We start from the raw sequence: 18,881 nt of genomic DNA on the forward strand, positions 1-18,881 counted from the left end.
GATCGTGGATTTATTTGAAGTTCCGGCTGTCCTTGATCTGGTCCCAAGCCCAGACGACTTCCTGCAGCTGTTCTTCCTGGCTGCGGTCGCCACCGTTCATGTCCGGGTGAAGCACTTTGATCAGCTTCTTGTATGCCTTGCGCACCTCGGCCTTGGTCCAGCTGTCATTGGCTTCGAGAATTTCAATCGCACGACGCTCGGTGGGCGGCAACCGACGTCCGCCACCGCCACCGGTACGGCCTTTGTTCTGGGTGCTGTTGGCGCCCAGCACCTGATGTGGGTCTTCGATCCCCAGACGGGCCCAGGCGCGGGCCTCGGGGTCGCCCATCGGCTTGGTCTCACGCTCCCACACCTTGTCTTTCGACCGCTGCGCGTTCAGTTCGGCCTCGGTTGTGCCGTCGAAGAAGTTCCATTTCTGGTTGTATTCGCGCACATGCTGCTGACAGAACCAGTAGAAGTCGTCCAGCACATCGGGCGCTTTGGGGGCGCGAAACTTGCCAGGCTCTTCGCATCCCGGGTGATCACAAATGCGTACCGAGGTTTCGGACGCGCCCGACATGCCCCGGCGCCCGCGCGGGTTCTTCTTCTTGGCGCTGGAAACGGACATATCAAATCCGAAGGGGTCTGACTTCGCCATGCTCTAATCCTTACGAACGCATCTTTTCGACTCGGAGGCAGCAGTTTAGTCTAAGCAGCCGAAAGTAGAAGAGGGGAGCGGTAAAATTTTTGCCGCTGAGCTAAAAAATGAGCGTGACCGACGAAATCCGAACCCGCCTGCAAGCCGCCTTTGACCCGCGCGAGCTTGAGGTGATTGATGACAGCGAAAGCCATCGCGGCCACGCGGGCTATCAGGACGGTGGTGAAAGCCACTTTAACGTCCGCATCCGTGCCGCTGTGTTCGAGGGCCAATCTCGCGTCGCCCGCCACCGTGCCGTGCACAAGGCGTTGGGCGACATCGTACCTCGAATCCATGCGCTGGCGTTGGATATCGGCGCCTGAGCCCTTCTGACGTCAGTCGGCGCTCATCTGCGCGGAAGGTGTCGAGGCCGAGATTGCATATTCTTCTTTCGTCATGCCCTCTTCGATTCCATCGAACAAGGGGGTCGAAAGATAACGCTCACCCGTATCCGGCAGCATGACCAGTATGACAGACCCTTCTGGCGCGGTTTCTGCCAGATTCATCGCCACGGCAAATGTTGATCCGCCAGAGATACCAGTGAAAATGCCTTCCTCCGAGGCAAGGCGACGCGACCATTCGATTCCCTCAGGTCCGGAAACAGGGATCAGTTCATCGTAATAGGAATTGTCGATGGCTTCCTGCAAAACCCAAGGAATAAAGTCGGGCGTCCATCCCTGAATCGGGTGCGGTTCGAAATTGGGGTGGCTTTCGGTGGGCTGATGATCGCCGTTTCGAGTGTTAACGTACCCGGATGACACAATCGCGGCGTTGGCCGGTTCGGTCAGAATGATCTTCGTGTCGGGTCTTTCTTGCCGCAACACACGGGAAACACCGGAAACGGTGCCGCCGGTGCCGTAGCCCGTCACCCAATAATCCAGCCGTTCCCCCTCGAAATCGGCAAGGATTTCCCGCGCCGTCGTGTTTTCATGGATATCGGCATTGGCAGAGGTCTCGAACTGGCTGGCAAGGAACCACCCGTTTTCCTCGGCCAGTTCCTTGGCTTTGGTGTACATGCCAAACCCTTTCTGCGCTTTGGGGGTCAGAACCACCTTTGCGCCCAGAAAACGCATCAGCTTGCGCCGTTCGACCGAAAAGCTTTCAGCCATCGTCACTACCAGCGGATAGCCCTTGGCGGCGCAAACCATGGCAAGGCCGATTCCGGTATTGCCCGAGGTTGCTTCGACAACGGTCTGACCGGGCTTCAATCGTCCGTCGCGTTCCGCCGCTTCGATAATATTCAGCGCCAGCCTGTCCTTGACCGAACCCGCCGGGTTGAAGGCTTCGAACTTCACGTAAACAGTCACATGATCCGGCGCGATCCGGTTAACCCGGATGCACGGCGTGTCACCCACCGTTTCCAGGATGCTGTCATACAGGCGTTCCCGCCCTTGCGTCTGTCGAATAGCCATTTCGATGTCCCTCCAGGTTGTTCGGTTAACATGCCACAGAATTCTTGGGTGAAATTCCTTTTTTCCGATCGTGAGTACTGTATTCGCTCTAATCGCAGTTAGCCATTTGGTACTGCTGTGCTGTGTGGTGCGAGCATATGCACTGGGATGTGCCGGTTTCGGCTATGCGTGACCGGCATACATAGAATCACACGCCGGAACAGCAAAAATTACCTGATGTCGGCAGGCATACAGTGGCAGAAACGGTTGGTATCTATCTAATATTTATTATTTTTCTGGAATGGCAGGGCCAGGTGTGGTGGAGCAGATCCTAAACCCTTCCATAAAATGTCAGGTTTTTGAGGTGTCGTCGGCCTCGGGTGCTTCATCGGACCGTTTCAATGACAAGGGCGGTTCATCCGCCTCGGCCGCGATTGGTTGAGGCGCCTGCACTTCATCGGGGCCCGGAATCGGTTGGGCCAGAGGGGTGTCATCCATCTCAGGCGCCCCGCCGACCTCTGCAGCATCTATTTCTTCGGCCACGACGCGGCGGAACACCAGAACGTTACGCCAGTTCGTGGTCGACCCGGTCAGGCCCGTGCGCTCTTCGCTGGGTAGCAACTCGGCGCGCTGATATTCCCAGCCGTCCTGACCCATCTGGTTCAGAACCTGCTCGACCGAAACCGCAAATCGGCCCTCAGCCGTTTTAACGCCCTTTGCTTTAACGCCTTTTTGCGGGGCGGGGATTACCTTGTATTCGTAGCGCTGCATCAACTGTTCCTAAACACCTGTTCGCGCCAACTTAACACGCTGATCCCCGGGTGAAAGAGCCGTTGCCCAACTGGCGGTTTTCAGCCCTGACTATTCCCGTCCGCCTGTGCCGCCTTGGTCACAACCGACAGGCACAGCTCGGTCGCCAGTGCCATGTCCTGCACCGAAATCCACTCCATCGGTCCGTGAATGCACTGCATCCCGGTGAAGATGTTGGGGCAGGAGGTGCCGAACTCGGTCAGGCGCGACCCGTCGGTGCCGCCTCGGATCGGGACAGACAGAGGCTCAATCCCCAACTCGCGGCAGGCATCGCGGGCCAGATCCACCGGCGTCATGTCATTTTCCAGCCAATAGCGCATGTTGCGATACTGATGGCTGATGTCGCAGGTGATGGTCGCGCGTGGTTCGGTGGCCTGCACCGCGGCGCAGACCTGACGTACGATGTTGCGCTGCGCCTCGAGGGCCTCCATTTCGAAATCACGCAGGATCAGCTTGATCTCCATCTCGGATGATCCGCCGTTCATGTCGGTGACATGGATAAACCCGTCGCGCCCGTCGGTGGTTTCAGGCGTCATGGTGGCCTGCGGCAACGTCTGCACGATCTTTGCCGCCAAATGTGCCGCGTTCACCATCTTTTCCTTGGCCAGTCCGGGATGGATCGAAACACCTTCGATCCTGATCACCGCGCGGTCAGCCGAGAAGCTTTCATACTCGATCTCACCCACTTCCTGGCCATCCAGAGTATAGGCGAAATCCGCGCCCAGATCCTTGGGCAGCTGTTCGGTTACACCGCGCCCGATTTCTTCATCTGGTGTAAAGGCGATGCGGATCGGTCCGTGCGAGATATCCGGGTTTTCGATCAGGTGCCGCGCCATGGTCATCAGGATTGACACGCCCGCCTTGTCGTCTGCACCCAACAGGGTCGTGCCCGAAGCGGTAATCAGGTCATGGCCAATCTTCTCGGCCAGATAAGGGTTTTCTTCCGGTGACAAAACCAGTTCGGGATCGTCAGGGAATGAGATATCGCCGCCGTTATATCCCTTGATCACCCGCGGTTTGACGCCGGTTGCATTGAACTGAGGAGCCGTATCGACATGGGCCAGAAAACCCACGGTCGGCCCCGGAGCGGTTCCGGGAATGGTCGCAACCACCACGCTGTCACCTGTAATCTCGACATCTTGCGCGCCGATCTGGGTCAGTTCATCGCGCAAAAGGTTCAGCATGTCGAACTGGATCTGCGTGCTTGGGGTTGTGGGGGATGTCTCGTCACTCTGACTGTCAATGGCCGCGTAACGCATCAGCCGGTCTTGGAGTTCCTGATCAAATCTGTTCTGCATGATACCTCACCTCTCTGTGGCGGAGGAAAGGGCGCGAACAGAGGGAAGTCAAGCCGATGGCTTGACCCCAAGTCTTAAGATTTCGTGAGAAAACCGTTTGTCCAATTCCGACACTTGACGATGCCAGACCTGCACAAATCGATAGTTTTACGACCCAAGCTTTTTGCTGACCAGTTCGTTCACAGCCTTTGGGTTCGCTTTGCCTCCGGTCGCTTTCATGACCTGACCGACAAACCAGCCCGCCAGTTTCGGGTTCACTTTGGCCTTCTCAACCTGCGCCGGGTTGGCGGCGATGATCTCGTCCAAAGCAGCCTCAATGGCGCCGGTATCGGTCACCTGTTTCATGCCGCGTTCTTCAACGATCTGCTCTGGATCGCCACCTTCGGTATAGACGATCTCGAACAGGTCTTTCGCGATTTTGCCCGAGATGGCATCCGACGAAATCAAATCGATAATCCCACCCAACTGCACAGGCGAAACCGGCGAGTCGGTGATGTCGTGATCTTCTTTCTTCAACCGGCCGAACAGCTCGTTGATCACCCAGTTCGCGGCCAGCTTGCCGTTGCGACCCTTGGCGACCTCTTCGAAATATGCGGCGGCTTCGACCTCAGCGGTTAGAACCGATGCGTCATAGTCGGTCAGGCCGAACTCGCTGATAAAACGCGCCTTTTTCTCGTCGGGCAATTCGGGCAGTTTGGCGGCGATGTCGTCGACCCATGCCTGCTCGATCTCCAGCGGCAACAGGTCCGGGTCAGGGAAATAGCGATAGTCATGCGCTTCTTCCTTGGACCGCATCGAGCGGGTCTCACCCTTGTCCGGGTCATACAGGCGGGTTTCCTGATCGACCTTGCCACCACCTTCGACGATGGCGATCTGTCGGCGGGCTTCGACATCGATCGCTTGCTGAATAAAGCGCATCGAGTTCATGTTCTTGATTTCGCAGCGGGTGCCGAGATGCGAGAAGTCCTGCGTTTCCTGATATTTCTCATAGGCGCCGGGCAAGCAGATCGAGACGTTGACGTCCGCCCGCAGGTTGCCGTTCTGCATATTGCCGTCACAGGTGCCCAGATAGCGCAGGATCTGGCGCAGCTTGACGATATAGGCGGCTGCCTCTTCCGGGCCCCGGATGTCAGGGCGCGACACGATTTCCATCAGGCAGACACCGGTTCGGTTCAGGTCCACGAAGGACATATGCGGGTCCATGTCATGGATCGACTTACCCGCATCCTGCTCCATATGGATACGTTCAATACGGACCATACGTGCGGTGCCGTCACCCATCTCAACCAGTACTTCACCTTCACCCACAATCGGATGATACAGCTGGGAAATCTGATACCCCTGCGGCAGGTCGGGGTAGAAATAGTTCTTGCGGTCGAACGCCGATTTCAGGTTGATATCCGCTTTCAGGCCCAGCCCAGTGCGCACAGCCTGTTCCACGCAGTATTCGTTGATCACAGGCAGCATCCCCGGCATCGCCGCGTCCACAAAGGCCACGTTCGAGTTCGGTTCAGCGCCGAATTGGGTGGACGCGCCGGAAAACAGTTTGGCATTGGATGAGACCTGAGCGTGCACCTCCATCCCGATCACCAGTTCCCAGTCGTGCTTGGCCCCGGCAATGGTCTTGGGTTTGGGCATTTCGTATGTCAGATCGAGCATGGCGCGCCTCATTTCCGCAGAAGTCTAAGCCTGCGTATTAGGCCCGGCAGGGCCTAGGGGCAAGGGGGAATCCTGACGCTTTTAGTTCTGGGAAAACTGCAAGCCCGATGGTGTGAACGTCACATCCATACCGCTGCGCAGTTCATCCCGGAACAGATCCGAGATGGCCCGCAACGCATCCCGCTGACCACGCGCCGCAAACCGCTCGGGCGAATTGATGCGCACCGAGTTGTTGAACCCTGCGGTCGCGTGGGCCCAGATCAGGGGGTGCAACTCGGTCAGGTGGTCGCGGATCAGCCAGTTTGCCGTCTCGCGCATTTGCGCGCGGAACTGATCGGCTTGTTTGTTCTGGCTCTGGCCGTTCTGGATGGTGATCGCGCAATAGGCCGACATCATATTGATCATTTGCTGATCGGGTTGCAGCCGCACGATGTCGCGCAAACCGTCCAGGAAATATTCGACATCAACGCGCGCGCAGGCTTCTTCATCCAACGCGATGGCATCGAACTGAACCCAGGTGTAACCGCCCGCGCCCCATACGTCTTGGGTCCGGGCCGCAGTGCGCAGCGCTTGCAATTCCAGCTCTTCGTAGCTTCCGAACCACCGGGGCAACAGATGGCTGCCCATGGCGCGCATGTGCCGCTGGTTGCGTGGATCCAGCGTGATCAGGCGCTCGTATTCGTCAGACACACGCGCGTTGGATCGGCGTTGACCGGCCAAAAGCGCGCAGCTTGCCGCAGCAATCAACGGGCTGTCCGGGGCGTCTGTACGGCATTTCGGCAAGATCGACGCAGCCCGGTCAAAATGGGCCGCACAGCGCGACCGGTGCAACGGCGGCAGCGCCGCGTCCGAGGCCGTTCCGCGCCACGCCCAGGCCAGATCGACATGGGCAAGGGCCACAACGGCAGCAATCATGGGATCATCCGGATTGTCCGACATCTCGCCTTCAAGCTCAGATATGCCTCCCAGCAGGTCGTAATCCGAAATGGCCTTGCCATCCGTTAGTGCATGTTCCGCAGCCAGAACCACATCTGATCTGGCTCCAAATGCCAGAAGATCGGCAATTGGCATCCCGTCCGATACGGCGGCACGATCCTGATCAGCGGCGCGCATCTCCTGTGACAGGTCTTCCCAACGATCCTGTCTGGCCAGGTAACGCCCATGTTCGATTGTGGAATGGCCGATCAGGTTATCACCACCCGTTTGCGCAACCGGAATGTTGAGCTGCCCTTGCTCGGGCAAAGCGGCAGCCAACGCGGATTGTGTCGCGCACACATCTGGTGCGGCGGCTGTTGGGGTGGTTGAGGATGGGGCAAACAATGCCCTGAAAGACCGAAACATGGCGAAACTCAAAAACTGTAAAAACACTGAACGTTTGTTAAATCTGGCGAGATATCGAGCTCAGATCAAGATAAATACTTAACAGATTTCGGTTTTGGTGTCCAATTCCCCGATCAGAGGTCCAGTGTTTCAGAAAACAGTGAAATGATGGCGCTCTATACGGAACCCGGCTTCCGTCAGAATGGATTCCAGATCGTGGTGCGGGGGCAGCGACTCATCAGGTAGACGGATTCGCTTGCCGGATTGCAAAAGGATTGAGACGCGCACGGAAAAGTCCCAGCGGGTGTCAAAACGGAAGAAATCGATATCCCGCAGCATGACTTCGCCCTGACGCTTGCCAGTAAACCAGCGTATGGCGTTCTGATCCATCTGAACGCCTGCGCGGGTGTTCTGAACCACATCCCAAACCGCGGGCAGGGTGACCAAAGCCAGCAACCACACGATCCACCATGCGGCATCAAACAACACGACCAGAGCCATCAAACCGGCATAGACGCTGGCCAGAATGACCAGTGTCCGCGTGTTCCGGTTCTGGCGGGCGAAGGTGTACTCTGTCATGCGCCGATGATACGCGACACCATTTCACTGGTATCACGCGACAGGTTTTGGGTTTCCGCAATACGGGAAAGCTGCGCACGCATCATGTCCTGACGATTGGCATCATACCGTTTCCACGTTTGAAAAGCCGAACACATGCGCGCTGTGGTTTGCGGGTTCAACGGATCCAGCCGGATCAGCCAGTCAGCCAGCAGGGCATAGCCGGCTCCGTCAGGCTGATGGAACCCGGCGTGGTTCATCGCCAGAGCACCCATAACGGCACGGAAACGGTTCGGGTTCTTCCAATTGAAATCGGAGTGCTGTGTCAGAGCGCGTGCCACGTCGGCGGTCGCCTCGGGTGCAGCCATTGCCACCTGAAGGCCAAACCATTTGTCCAAAACAAGGCGGTCATGTTGCCACTGATCATAGAACGCGGTCAACTCGGCTTCTCCCTTTCGCGCGCGCAGCAGGCAGGACAGAGCGGTAAGTTGCAGGGTCATGTTATCTGCTTTGGCATACGCCCCAGCCGCCATTGCCCCGCCATCCAGTCGGGTGGTCAGCGCCAGTGCTGCGCTGCCAAGCGCGCGTTTGCCGGATTGCGCGGCATCTGGCGCATAGGGGCCATCCACCAAGGCTTCGCTGTGCAGCCGGGGCAACAGATCCTGTACGTGCTGGGCGGTGGCCTGCCGCAGTGTCTCAACTGAGGTCCAGATCATCATCGGATCGGGGGTGTGGCCGCGCTCATGCAGGGTCGCTGCCAGTTCGGACTGCGTCGGCAATCCCAGCATCAAGGCCCGATAGGCCGGATCCAGTTCGCCATCGCGCAGCACAGCCAGCAACCCGTCAAGGTAATCGGCATCCGGCGCGGCCTCATTCAGGATCATCCGCAGCAATGCACTTTGCGCCAACGACCGCCCGGCCTGCCAGCGGTTGAAGGGATCGGTGTCATGGGCCAACAGAAAAGCACGCTCGGCGTTGCTGACGTCATGCTCAAGGATCACCGGCGCTGAAAAATCGCGCAGGATCGAGGGCGTGGGTTTTGCAGTCAGTCCAGTGAACTGAAAGCTCTGCTCAGCTTGGGTCAGTTGCAACACTTCGGTTGGACGGACCTCATTACCTTTGGGCCCCAGCAGGCCCACGGCAACCGGGATCACCTGAGGCTGCTTTTCATTCTGCCCCGGCGTTGGCTCGGTAAGCTGCTTCAACGTCAGAGTATAGGTGTCGTCTGTCCAATCTTCCGAAACCGTGACGCGCGGCGTTCCCGATTGGCTGTACCAGCGTTTGAATTGAGTCAGATCGCGGCCCGTGGTGTCTTCGAAGACCTTGATCCAGTCCTCGATGGTGCAGGCCTGACCATCATGGCGGTCAAAGTACAGGTCCAGTGCCTTGATATAGGCATCATCGCCAACCAGCCGTTTCAGCATCCCGATCACCTCGGCGCCTTTCTCATAGACCGTCGCGGTGTAGAAATTGTTGATCTCTTGAAAACTCTCGGGTCGAACCGGGTGCGACAGAGGGCCGTTGTCTTCGGGGAATTGTCGTGCGCGCAGGTCGATGGCGTCATGGATGCGTTTCACCGGGGCCGAGCGCATGTCGGATGTGAACTGAGCATCGCGGAAAACCGTAAGCCCTTCTTTCAGACACAGCTGGAACCAGTCGCGGCAGGTGATGCGGTTGCCGGTCCAATTGTGGAAATACTCATGAGCGATGATCGCTTCGATGCGTTCGAAATTCGCGTCGGTCGAGGTTTCGGGGCTGGCCAGAACAGCTGATGAGTTGAAGATGTTCAGCCCTTTGTTCTCCATTGCGCCCATGTTGAAATCGTCCACAGCGACAATGTTGAACACGTCCAGATCGTATTCACGGCCATAGACGTCCTCGTCCCATTTCATCGACTTTTTCAGGGCTTCCATTCCGAAGGCGCATTTGCCCTCATCACCGGGACGGACCCACAGGTTCAACTCGACATCGCGGCCCGACTTGGTGGTGAATTTGCCGGGATGGGCGATCAGGTCACCTGCAACCAGAGCAAATAGATAGGCCGGTTTGGGCCACGGGTCGGTCCATTCGGCCCAGCCTTCGCCCTTGCCCGACGGGTTGCCGTTGGACAGAAGTACGGGAAGGTCGCCGTTGATGCACACGGTGAAGGTGGACATCACGTCCGGGCGATCGGGGTAGTAGGTGATCTTGCGGAAGCCTTCCGCCTCGCACTGGGTGCAGTACATGCCGTTTGACATGTAAAGCCCTTCCAATGCGGTGTTGTTGCCGGGGTCTATCTCAACCTCGGCCTCCCAGATGAACGGCGCATCTGGCACGGCGGCGGTCAGGCCCTTGTCGGTCACGTCCGGCGTGATCTCTGCGCCGTTGATCGAGGCGCGGATTAGCGTCAGATCTTCCCCGTGCAGAAAGAACGTCCGGTCTGTGGCATCGGGGTTCGGGCGAAATGCGATGCGCGATGTGACACGGGTGGCGTGGTCTGCAAGGTCAAATGTCAGGTGCACGTTGTCCACCAAATAGCCAAACGGCGTGTAGTCTTTCAGGTAAATTGTTGTGGGGGCAGCGTCGCGCATTTGTGGCCTCGTATCCGTACGGGTTTGGCGCGACGTTAGGGGCTTCGGTCAGGGGCTGCAACTGGCCTGCGCCATTCCTTTGCTGATTTGAAGCAACCTCAAGGGCAGACCAAATGCAGCAAATCAAGCGACACAAGTTGCCTATAGGAAACTTTCGGCCTAAATGCACCAAAGCATACAGTGGCACACAATCGCGGGAGAGCAGGAATATGACGGACAGACACACCCTGAACGGGCTGCAGATCGATCCGATTTTGGCAGAGTTTATCGAGACGCAGGCGCTGCCGGGAACGGGAGTGTCGCCGCAGCAGTTCTGGACAGGTTTGGCGCGGCTGGTAAACGAGCTTGGGCCAAAGAACCGCGACCTTCTGGCGAAACGTTCCGAGATTCAAAGCCGTATCGACGGCTGGCATATGGCCCGCAATAGGCAGGCGGTTGATCCCGCCGAGTATCAGACTTTCCTGAAAGAGATCGGCTATCTGGTCCAGGAAGGGGACAGCTTTGAGGTCGAAACAACCAATGTTGACCCCGAGATCGCGCTGACCCCTGGACCGCAACTTGTGGTGCCGATCACAAACGCGCGCTTTGCATTGAACGCAGCCAACGCGCGCTGGGGCAGCCTGTACGACGCGCTCTATGGGACCGACGCAATGGGGGATCTGCCAACGGGCGGTGGCTATGACACGGCGCGTGGGGCGCGCGTGATCGAATGGGCCAAGGCCTTTTTGGATGAGGCTGTACCACTGGCATCCGGGTCCTGGGCGGACGTGTCCAACCTAACGGTGAAAGATGGAGGGTTGGTCCCGGCGCTGGGCAATCCTGCACAATTTGCAGGGTTTGGTGGTTCGGCTGACAAGCCGGATTTTGTGCTGTTGAAAAACAATGGCCTGCACATCCAGATCATCATCGATGCGTCCAGCAATATTGGCGCAACCGATCCCGCCGGTATCGCAGACGTCCGGTTGGAATCGGCGCTGTCGACGATCATGGATTGCGAGGATTCGGTGGCTTGTGTCGATGCCGCTGACAAAGTTGTCGCCTACGGAAATTGGCTGGGCCTGATGAAGGGCGACTTGACCGAAGAGGTTAATAAAGCCGGTACCACGTTCACCCGTAAGCTTGCGGACGACCTGAGCTTCACCGCGCCGTCGGGGGGGCAGGCCACGCTGAAAGGCCGTTCGCTGATGCTGGTCCGAAATGTTGGCCACCTGATGACCAACCCTGCCGTGCTGGATGCCGAAGGGCGCGAGATTGGCGAAGGGCTGATGGATGCGCTCTGCACCACTCTGATCGCCATGCACGATCTGAAGCGCGACGGCGGCAACTCGGTCGAAGGCTCGGTCTATGTGGTCAAGCCTAAGATGCACGGACCCGAGGAAGTTGCGTTCTCGGTCGAGATATTCGACATGGTCGAAGACATTCTTGGTTTGCCCCGCAACACCGTAAAGCTGGGTATCATGGATGAAGAGCGGCGCACGTCTGCCAATCTCAAGGAGTGTATTCGGGCGGCTAAGTCACGCGTGGCCTTCATCAACACCGGGTTTTTGGACCGGACTGGCGATGAGATCCATACCTCGATGGAAGCCGGTCCAATGCTGCCCAAGGGCGACATCAAGAATACGCCTTGGATCGCGTCTTACGAGGACCGCAATGTCGATATCGGTCTGGCGTGCGGCCTGAAAGGTAAGGCGCAGATCGGTAAAGGCATGTGGGCGATGCCGGATCGCATGGGCGACATGCTGGAGGCCAAGATCGGGCACCCGATGTCTGGCGCGACCTGCGCCTGGGTACCGTCGCCGACCGCCGCAACGCTACACGCAACGCATTACCACAAGGTTGATGTGCTGGCCCGACAGGATGAGCTTGCTGCCGTAGGCGCGCGCGGTACTCTGGTTGATCTGTTGACCATTCCACTGTTGGGTGGACGCAATTTGAGTGAAGATGAGATCACTCGCGAGCTTGAGAATAACGCACAAGGCATTCTGGGATATGTAGTGCGCTGGGTCGATCAGGGCGTCGGCTGTTCCAAGGTGCCGGACATTAACGATGTCGGACTTATGGAAGACCGCGCCACCTGCCGGATTTCATCTCAGGCGTTGGCAAACTGGCTGCATCATGGCGTCGTGGACGAGGCGCAAGTGATGGCAGCGATGCAGAAAATGGCTGCCGTCGTGGATCGCCAGAACGAAAACGACCCCAGCTATAGGCCTATGGCGCCGGGATTTGATGGTATTGCCTTTCAGGCGGCCTGTGATCTGGTGTTCAAAGGGCGGGTTCAGCCCTCGGGCTATACTGAGCCTGTTTTGCACGCCCGTCGTCTGGAGTTGAAAGCAAGTCAGGCTTAAACGGAACTGGAGGGAGCGAGAGGGTATCCCTTATCGTATCCCAATATTATCTTGGACAGATGAAAGGAATTGAGGATGGCTATTTCTTTGCGCAAGGCGCGCACCATCATTCGTAAGGCGCTGGAAAAAGGGCGCGAGATGGAGCTGAAGCCTCTGTCTGCCGTGGTTCTGGATGCAGGCGGTCATGTCATCGCGTTCGAGCGTGAAGACGGTGCCGCCCCGGGCCGTTTCGCGATTGCGCACGGCAAAGCCTATGGTTCGGTCATGTTGGGCATGGCGGGGACCGCGCAGATGCAGCGCGCCGAGGCGCAGGCCTATTTCATGGCCGCAGTGAATGGCGTCTATGGCGGGCAGGTTGTGCCGGTTCCGGGCGGTGTTCTGCTGCGTGACCGGAAAGGCGCTGTTATCGGGGCTGTCGGCGTGACAGGGGACACCTCGGACAATGATGCAATTGCTGCAATGGCGGGCATTGAGACGGCAGGTCTGATTGGTGAGGTCTAATTCTCCGAGTATTTCATCCTGAATATTGTCGGGAATTGGGATAATTTCCCAAGTATGTGATATATAAGGGGAAATATTCCCCTCTTTTGGGAAAATTTCGGAACTGAGTTGTGCGTACCTGAACACGCCCCTGCGCTGTCACGCAGGGCGTGTATTCTTGCACGTCTGAGAGGCTGCCGGTAGCTTCCATGTTAATCACTGGAACAATAAGGAAAGCAGAATGTCTCGTCCCGTCGTCGGTATCATCGGCAACTCGTATCTCATGAATGACCAATACCCGACACATGCGGGTGGGACGATGAACTCGGATGCGGTGGCCAATGTGTCGGGATGCCTGCCGCTGCTGATCCCTGCTGATCCCCGATATGTGACGGTCGATGAGCTGCTGAAGGTCTGCGACGGCTTTCTGCTGACCGGCGGTCGCCCCAATGTACATCCTGAGGAGTACGGCGAGCCCGAAACCGAAGCGCATGGAGATTTCGACCGGGCGCGCGACGCCATCACTCTGCCGCTGGTTCGGGCCTGTGTCGAGCGTGGCCAACCGTTCCTGGGCATCTGCCGTGGGTTTCAAGAGGTCAACGTGGCGATGGGTGGAACGCTTTATCCTGAAATTCGGGATCTTCCAGGGCGAATGAACCACCGGATGCCGCCCGACGGTACGCTGGAAGAGAAGTTTGCGCTGCGCCATGTGGTGAAACTGGATGAAGGCGGTGTGTTCCATGACCTGTTTGGCGCAACCGAGGTCATGACCAATACGCTGCACGGGCAGGGCATCAAGACCATTGGTGAACGTGTCGTTATCGACGGTCACGCGCCCGATGGCACGCCCGAGGCGATATATATAAAAGATGCGCCTGGCTTTACACTGTCCGTTCAGTGGCACCCTGAATGGGATGCGATCAATGACCCGGTGTCACGCCCCTTGTTCGAGGCGTTTGGTTCTGCGGTCCAAGCCTGGTCCAGGGGGACGGGCGCGCAGGTGTTCCAGAAAACTGCGTAGTTTTTTACGCCGGCCCGCCGAGGGGAGGACGGACCGGCGATTTGCGATCAAACCAGCAGGTTGAACTGATTGATCAGTGGCAGGCTGCGGGCGCGTTCTCCGGTCAGATCAAACAGGGCATTTCCGAGCGCTGGCATCGAAGGGGGCGTGCCTGGCTCACCTGCGCCCCCCATGTGGCGGTTGGTCTCGAGAACGCGCACCTCGACCTGCGGGGCAGTATGCATGCGAAGGGCGCCATAGTCGGGGAAGTTGAACTGTTCAGCTTCACCATCTGAAAAGGTGATCTCGCCATAGCACGCTGCGGACAAACCATACATCATGCCGCCGAACATCTGCGCCTTGACGTTGTCAGGATCCAGCGCCAGCCCTATGTCACAGGCGATCCATGCCTTATTGATGCGGATGGTTCCGTCTTCGTCGACGACTTCGATCACTTGCGCCACGGGTGTGCCAAAGCTGTAGCTGAAGGCAACGCCCCGGCCAACGCCTTCAGGCGTTTTGCCAGTCCAGCCCGACATCTGCTTTACGGCTTCAAGGCATCCGGCGGAGGGGGCATGTTCGGTCTTCATCAGCTCAAGCCGGAAATCCAGTGGGTCGCGCCCTGCGGCGTGGGCCATTTCATCCATGAAGGTCTCATGGAAGAAACCATTGTGGCTGTTACCGACCGAGCGCCAAAAGCCCACCGGAACGGCCAGATCAGCGATATGACCACTCATGCGGTAGTTTGGCACGGCGTAGGGTTGGTTGAAGAACCCTTCGACCAATACTTTGTCGGGGCCACCGCCTGGGAAGCCGGTGTAGCGCTCGACCGCCTGCTGCGTGCAGGACTGTGCCGCCAGCTTGCCGTCAATCAGCATGGCTTTGCCGTCCTGAACCGCGCCGCGCATCCGGGCGATAGCACCGGGGCGGTAATAGTCATGACGCATGTCTTCTTCGCGGCTCCAGGTCGTTTGAACCGGCGTGCCGGGCATTGCCATGGCGACCTTGGTGGCGATCTCACCAAAGTCCAGCTCACCCCGACGGCCAAATCCGCCACCAAGATAGGTGGTGTGAATTTGCACTGCCTCGGTGTCCAGATTGGCGGTTTTTGCAACACGGAACTGGATCAGGGTCGGGGCCTGGTTGCCGCACCACAGCTCCACCGCGTTTCCGGTATAAACCGCGGTGGCGTTCATAGGCTCCATCGTGGCGTGGGCGAGATAGGGCACTTGGTATTCGGCGGTGATTTCGGTCGCGCCTTCGAGGGTCACGCCGACATCGCCATCGTCGCGCATGGTCGAGTTCGGGGCGTCGTCGAACGCCTCGGAAATCTTGGCAAAGATGCCGTCGGTTTCTGGCGGATAGGGCGCATCGCCCCAATCAACATCGATGGCCTCAACTGCCTGGTTTGCCAGCCAAGTGTTGTTGGCGATCACGGCGACACCTGAGCCCAGATCGACAATCTTCTCGACCCCCGGCATGGATTGGGCAGCACTGTCATCAAAGCCATTCATCACGCCGCCCAGTTTGGGATTCATGCGCACGCTGGCAAATTTCATGCCCGGCAGGCGAACATCGACGCCGAATTCGGCCGTGCCGTTCACTTTGCCCATCATGTCCAGACGCGGTTGGGTCCGGCCCAGATAGCGCCATTCGGACGGATCGCGCAAAGGCACGTCCACCGGTTCCAATCCGGCTGCTTCGACGGCCAGATCGGAATAGGCGATCTTGTCGCCGTTAGGGGCAATGACGTGGCCCGAGGCCGTTTGCAGGTCCGAAGGGTCAACGCCCAGACGGTCTGCGGCCGCGCGTTTTAGAGTTTCGCGGGCCGAAGCACCGGCGTGTCGCATCCGCTGGAACCCGTCTTTCATAGACGTCGAACCGCCAGTGACCTGCAGGCTGAGCGCCTTACCCAGAACACCCAATGCCTCACCCAGATTGTGCTGGAAGTTCGAGATGTCATACCCTTTGTTGGGCAGCCCCTCACCCACCAGGGCAGAGTTGTAATAAGCCGCTGCCGCCGGACCATGCAGAACGGTGATCTGGTCCAGATCGACGTCGAGTTCTTCGGCAATCAGAGCGGCCCAAGTGGTTTTCACGCCCTGACCCATTTCAGCGCGCGGGGCGAACAGGGTAACACCATTCTGGTCAATCAGCACAAAAGGGTTCAGTGCCGCTTCACCTTCGCCGGGTTTCAGCGGATTGGCGGCAGGACGGGTGACGTAATAGGCGCCAAAGGCCACACCGCCGACAATCGCGGCAGAGCCAATCAGAAACGTGCGACGGAGGATTTTTCCAACTTTACCCATGACTTATACCTCCTTCAGCTTGCCGGCAGCGTCGTGAATTGCTGCTCGAATTCGGGGGTAGGTGCCACAGCGGCAAAGGTTGCCCTGCATTGCGTCATCAATATCGGCATCGGTGGGTGAAGGGTTTTCAGCCAGCAAAGCTGCGGCCTGCATGATCTGTCCGGATTGGCAGTAACCGCATTGCGCAACCTGATGATCGACCCAGGCCTGTTGAATCGCGGCCAGCGCGTCTGGCGAGCCGATGCCTTCGATTGTGGTTACGTCACCCCAGACATCCGACAACGCCACCTGACAAGAACGTACGGCCTCGCCGTCGATATGAACAGTGCAGGCCCCGCAAGCGGCAACGCCGCAGCCGAATTTGGTGCCGGTCAAACCGACCTCATCCCGCAGAACCCAGAGCAGGGGGACGTCATCAGGCAGGCCCACCTGATGTTGCTTTCCGTTGATCTTCAGGGCCGTCGCCATGGCGCACCTCTTGTTGCTGTGGCTTATTTCTGACATAATGGGTCTAAAGTGTCAGGATGTCAATTGACAATTTAAACTATAAATGTCAGTGCTTTTGATATGAAAGATTCAAGTGACGATGCACGGCAAAAGGCGATCCTGAATTCGGCGTTTCAAGCCTTTTCCACTTATGGGTACCGAAAGACCTCGATGGACGATATCGCGCGTGGGGCGGGGATGTCGCGACCTGCGGTCTATCTGCACTACAAGAACAAAGAGGCGATCGTCAGCAAACTGACCGAGTTATACTATGCCGAAAAAAGCGTCGCGGTGGCGCAGGCGCTGGCGACAAAGGGTTCGGTGCCCGAGGTATTGACCCGAGCGGTTCAGGCGCAGACTGACGGGATGGCTAGAATTCTGGCCTCACCTCACGGGCTTGAGATGCTGGACAACACCAAGTCCCTGTCTTCTGAAATCATCGCGGCGGGCGAGGCTAAACTGGCCGGGCTTTACACGGATTGGCTGACGCAAGAGGAAAAGGCGGGCCGTGTGCATTTGCGGGCCGACGCGTCAGAGACGGGCCGAACGATTACGGCCACGCTCAAAGGGTTAAAGCTGATCGGCGCCGGGGCCGAGGTCTATGAACAACAAGTGGCACAGGTTGCTGCCCTTTTCGGCGCCGGGCTTGAAGTCAGGTAACGCGCTGGCGGACTTTGTATTCCGGCGCGTCCCACAGTTTGTTCTGCATCACATCGGCCAGAATTTCCGTCGCTTGGATCACGTCGCCCTCGTCGATATAGAGCGGTGTAAAGCCAAAGCGCATAATGTCAGGCGCGCGGAAATCGCCAATCATACCCCGGGCGATCAGGGCCTGCATCGCGGCATATCCTTCTTTGAAGCGGAATGAAACCTGGCTGCCGCGGTCCTCTGGCGTTCTAGGACTGGCCAATTGTAAATCGGGGCAGGATGCCTCGACGCGGCTGATGAACAGCTCAGTCAGGTCAATAGACTTCGCGCGAACATCCGCCATCTCTGCCATATCCCAGATATCCATGGCCGCAGACAAGGCCGTCATCTGGATCACTGGGGGCGTGCCCACGCGCATCCGCTCAATCCCGTTGCCGGGGCGATAGTCCAGGTCAAAAGCAAAGGGGGATTCGTGACCCAGCCAGCCAGACAAAGCCGGTCGCACCGTACCAGCCAGTCGCGGTGCAACATAGATAAAGGCCGGTGCGCCGGGGCCGCCGTTGAGGTACTTATACGTGCAGCCCACAGCGAAATCGACATTGCATCCTGCAAGATCGACCGGAATTGCCCCGGCGGAATGGGCCAGATCCCAGACCGTCACCACCCCGTTAGCATGGGCCAGTTCGGTCAGCGCTTTCATGTCATGCATTCGACCCGAGCGGTAATCCACCTCGGTCAGCATCAAAACCGCGACCTCTTCTGTGATCGCTTCGGCAATGTCTTCGGGATCTACAACGCGCAATTCATAGTCTTCGCCCAGCGAGCGCAGCAGACCATCCGCCATATACAGGTCCGACGGGAAGTTGCCGCTATCTGACAGGACAACCTTGCGGGTCGGGTTAAGCTCGAGTGCGGCGGCCACGGCCTGATAGACCTTGATCGACAAGGTGTCGCCCGTGACGACGCTGCCTTGTTCGGCACCGATAAGGCGGCCGATGCGGTCGCCCAGCCCGGTGGGCAGACCCATCCACCCGGCCTTGTTCCAACCGGTGATCAACATCTGACCCCATTCGTCTGTCAGCATCTCCTGCACCCGCGAGGTCGCGGATTTGGGCAGAGGGCCCAATGAGTTGCCGTCCAGATAGATCACACCCTCGGGCAGGTCGAACATGGCTTTGGTTGCTGCGAAGTCGGTCATGAAGGCTCGCTAATTTGTGAAAGTTCATGTGCTTGCTTCTGAGGTAGCCCATCCTCAGATGCGTGTCTATCGATGCGACATACTGGTCTTTTGCCATTTTGGGTCAAAAGCGGTAGGACATGGCCCAGAAGCG

At 58.2% G+C, this 18,881-nt stretch carries 16 protein-coding genes; 5 read left to right on the forward strand and 11 right to left on the reverse strand.

Annotated features, from left to right (window positions below; all coding sequences use genetic code 11):
- Window positions 1–10: 10 nt before the first annotated feature.
- Entirely contained in the window at window positions 11–637 is a 627-nt protein-coding gene (locus AC2FLD_RS05295) for a J domain-containing protein (protein ID WP_496667817.1), read from the reverse strand.
- A gap of 107 nt (window positions 638–744) precedes the next feature.
- Here AC2FLD_RS05295 and AC2FLD_RS05300 point away from each other — a divergent pair, with 107 nt between their 5' ends.
- Window positions 745–999, forward strand: a complete 255-nt coding sequence (locus tag AC2FLD_RS05300; protein WP_496667818.1) for a BolA family protein — start codon at window positions 745–747, stop codon at window positions 997–999.
- Window positions 1,000–1,011: 12 nt separating this feature from the next.
- Here AC2FLD_RS05300 and cysK read toward each other — a convergent pair whose 3' ends face one another.
- From cysK to pepN, 7 genes are all read right to left on the reverse strand, one after another.
- Window positions 1,012–2,088, reverse strand: coding sequence for a cysteine synthase A (gene cysK / locus AC2FLD_RS05305; RefSeq protein WP_496667819.1), 1,077 nt, complete (start codon window positions 2,086–2,088; stop codon window positions 1,012–1,014).
- A 330-nt stretch (window positions 2,089–2,418) separates the two neighbouring features.
- A complete protein-coding gene (locus AC2FLD_RS05310) occupies window positions 2,419–2,838 on the reverse strand; it encodes a DUF4177 domain-containing protein (RefSeq protein ID WP_496667820.1) in 420 nt (139 codons plus the stop codon).
- An 80-nt stretch (window positions 2,839–2,918) separates the two neighbouring features.
- A complete protein-coding gene (gene pepT / locus AC2FLD_RS05315; protein ID WP_496667821.1) occupies window positions 2,919–4,175 on the reverse strand; it encodes a peptidase T in 1,257 nt (418 codons plus the stop codon).
- 147 nt (window positions 4,176–4,322) lie between these two features.
- Complete coding sequence (gene gatB / locus AC2FLD_RS05320) at window positions 4,323–5,834, reverse strand: Asp-tRNA(Asn)/Glu-tRNA(Gln) amidotransferase subunit GatB (protein WP_496667822.1); 1,512 nt, start codon at window positions 5,832–5,834, stop codon at window positions 4,323–4,325.
- Between the two features lie 81 nt (window positions 5,835–5,915).
- The gene (locus AC2FLD_RS05325) at window positions 5,916–7,175 is read right to left on the reverse strand and encodes a hypothetical protein (RefSeq protein ID WP_496667823.1); all 1,260 of its coding nucleotides are present in this window, start codon (window positions 7,173–7,175) and stop codon (window positions 5,916–5,918) included.
- Window positions 7,176–7,304: 129 nt separating this feature from the next.
- Window positions 7,305–7,733 carry a hypothetical protein gene (locus tag AC2FLD_RS05330; protein ID WP_496667824.1) on the reverse strand — a complete coding sequence of 143 codons (429 nt, stop codon included), beginning with the start codon at window positions 7,731–7,733 and terminating at the stop codon, window positions 7,305–7,307.
- Window positions 7,730–10,282 carry an aminopeptidase N gene (gene pepN, locus AC2FLD_RS05335; protein WP_496667825.1) on the reverse strand — a complete coding sequence of 851 codons (2,553 nt, stop codon included), beginning with the start codon at window positions 10,280–10,282 and terminating at the stop codon, window positions 7,730–7,732. The genes AC2FLD_RS05330 and pepN overlap by 4 nt, the downstream gene beginning before the upstream one ends.
- A 209-nt stretch (window positions 10,283–10,491) precedes the next feature.
- Here pepN and AC2FLD_RS05340 point away from each other — a divergent pair, with 209 nt between their 5' ends.
- The 3 genes from AC2FLD_RS05340 (at window position 10,492) to AC2FLD_RS05350 (ending at window position 14,128) form a co-directional block, all read left to right on the forward strand.
- Complete coding sequence (locus AC2FLD_RS05340) at window positions 10,492–12,627, forward strand: malate synthase G (RefSeq protein WP_496667826.1); 2,136 nt, start codon at window positions 10,492–10,494, stop codon at window positions 12,625–12,627.
- A gap of 75 nt (window positions 12,628–12,702) precedes the next feature.
- A complete protein-coding gene (locus tag AC2FLD_RS05345; RefSeq protein ID WP_496667827.1) occupies window positions 12,703–13,128 on the forward strand; it encodes a GlcG/HbpS family heme-binding protein in 426 nt (141 codons plus the stop codon).
- A 220-nt stretch (window positions 13,129–13,348) separates the two neighbouring features.
- Window positions 13,349–14,128, forward strand: a complete 780-nt coding sequence (locus AC2FLD_RS05350; protein ID WP_496667828.1) for a gamma-glutamyl-gamma-aminobutyrate hydrolase family protein — start codon at window positions 13,349–13,351, stop codon at window positions 14,126–14,128.
- A 47-nt stretch (window positions 14,129–14,175) separates the two neighbouring features.
- Here AC2FLD_RS05350 and AC2FLD_RS05355 read toward each other — a convergent pair whose 3' ends face one another.
- Together AC2FLD_RS05355 and AC2FLD_RS05360 are read right to left on the reverse strand one after the other, a co-directional pair.
- Window positions 14,176–16,416, reverse strand: a complete 2,241-nt coding sequence (locus AC2FLD_RS05355; RefSeq protein WP_496667829.1) for a xanthine dehydrogenase family protein molybdopterin-binding subunit — start codon at window positions 16,414–16,416, stop codon at window positions 14,176–14,178.
- Window positions 16,417–16,419: 3 nt separating this feature from the next.
- Window positions 16,420–16,884, reverse strand: coding sequence for a (2Fe-2S)-binding protein (locus tag AC2FLD_RS05360; protein ID WP_496667830.1), 465 nt, complete (start codon window positions 16,882–16,884; stop codon window positions 16,420–16,422).
- Between the two features lie 99 nt (window positions 16,885–16,983).
- Here AC2FLD_RS05360 and AC2FLD_RS05365 point away from each other — a divergent pair, with 99 nt between their 5' ends.
- On the forward strand, window positions 16,984–17,562 hold the full coding sequence (locus AC2FLD_RS05365; protein ID WP_496667831.1) for a TetR/AcrR family transcriptional regulator: 579 nt from the start codon (window positions 16,984–16,986) through the stop codon (window positions 17,560–17,562).
- On the opposite strand, the gene kynU is transcribed toward AC2FLD_RS05365, so the two are convergent.
- The gene (gene kynU, locus AC2FLD_RS05370) at window positions 17,555–18,748 is read right to left on the reverse strand and encodes a kynureninase (RefSeq protein WP_496667832.1); all 1,194 of its coding nucleotides are present in this window, start codon (window positions 18,746–18,748) and stop codon (window positions 17,555–17,557) included. The genes AC2FLD_RS05365 and kynU overlap by 8 nt on opposite strands.
- Between the last annotated feature and the right edge of the window lie 133 nt (window positions 18,749–18,881).

It is taken from the genome of Ruegeria sp. CDSA021 (assembly GCF_059612325.1).

Coding starts and splice junctions, on each gene's coding strand:
- cysK (WP_496667819.1), bottom strand. CDS start 2,088: ATGGCTATTCGACAGACGCAAGGGCGGGAACGCCTGTATGACAGCATC.
- AC2FLD_RS05355 (WP_496667829.1), bottom strand. CDS start 16,416: ATGGGTAAAGTTGGAAAAATCCTCCGTCGCACGTTTCTGATTGGCTCT.
- AC2FLD_RS05325 (WP_496667823.1), bottom strand. CDS start 7,175: ATGTTTCGGTCTTTCAGGGCATTGTTTGCCCCATCCTCAACCACCCCA.
- AC2FLD_RS05365 (WP_496667831.1), top strand. CDS start 16,984: ATGAAAGATTCAAGTGACGATGCACGGCAAAAGGCGATCCTGAATTCG.
- AC2FLD_RS05310 (WP_496667820.1), bottom strand. CDS start 2,838: ATGCAGCGCTACGAATACAAGGTAATCCCCGCCCCGCAAAAAGGCGTT.
- kynU (WP_496667832.1), bottom strand. CDS start 18,748: ATGACCGACTTCGCAGCAACCAAAGCCATGTTCGACCTGCCCGAGGGT.
- AC2FLD_RS05340 (WP_496667826.1), top strand. CDS start 10,492: ATGACGGACAGACACACCCTGAACGGGCTGCAGATCGATCCGATTTTG.
- AC2FLD_RS05345 (WP_496667827.1), top strand. CDS start 12,703: ATGGCTATTTCTTTGCGCAAGGCGCGCACCATCATTCGTAAGGCGCTG.
- AC2FLD_RS05350 (WP_496667828.1), top strand. CDS start 13,349: ATGTCTCGTCCCGTCGTCGGTATCATCGGCAACTCGTATCTCATGAAT.
- pepN (WP_496667825.1), bottom strand. CDS start 10,282: ATGCGCGACGCTGCCCCCACAACAATTTACCTGAAAGACTACACGCCG.
- AC2FLD_RS05295 (WP_496667817.1), bottom strand. CDS start 637: ATGGCGAAGTCAGACCCCTTCGGATTTGATATGTCCGTTTCCAGCGCC.
- AC2FLD_RS05360 (WP_496667830.1), bottom strand. CDS start 16,884: ATGGCGACGGCCCTGAAGATCAACGGAAAGCAACATCAGGTGGGCCTG.
- AC2FLD_RS05300 (WP_496667818.1), top strand. CDS start 745: ATGAGCGTGACCGACGAAATCCGAACCCGCCTGCAAGCCGCCTTTGAC.
- AC2FLD_RS05330 (WP_496667824.1), bottom strand. CDS start 7,733: ATGACAGAGTACACCTTCGCCCGCCAGAACCGGAACACGCGGACACTG.
- pepT (WP_496667821.1), bottom strand. CDS start 4,175: ATGCAGAACAGATTTGATCAGGAACTCCAAGACCGGCTGATGCGTTAC.
- gatB (WP_496667822.1), bottom strand. CDS start 5,834: ATGCTCGATCTGACATACGAAATGCCCAAACCCAAGACCATTGCCGGG.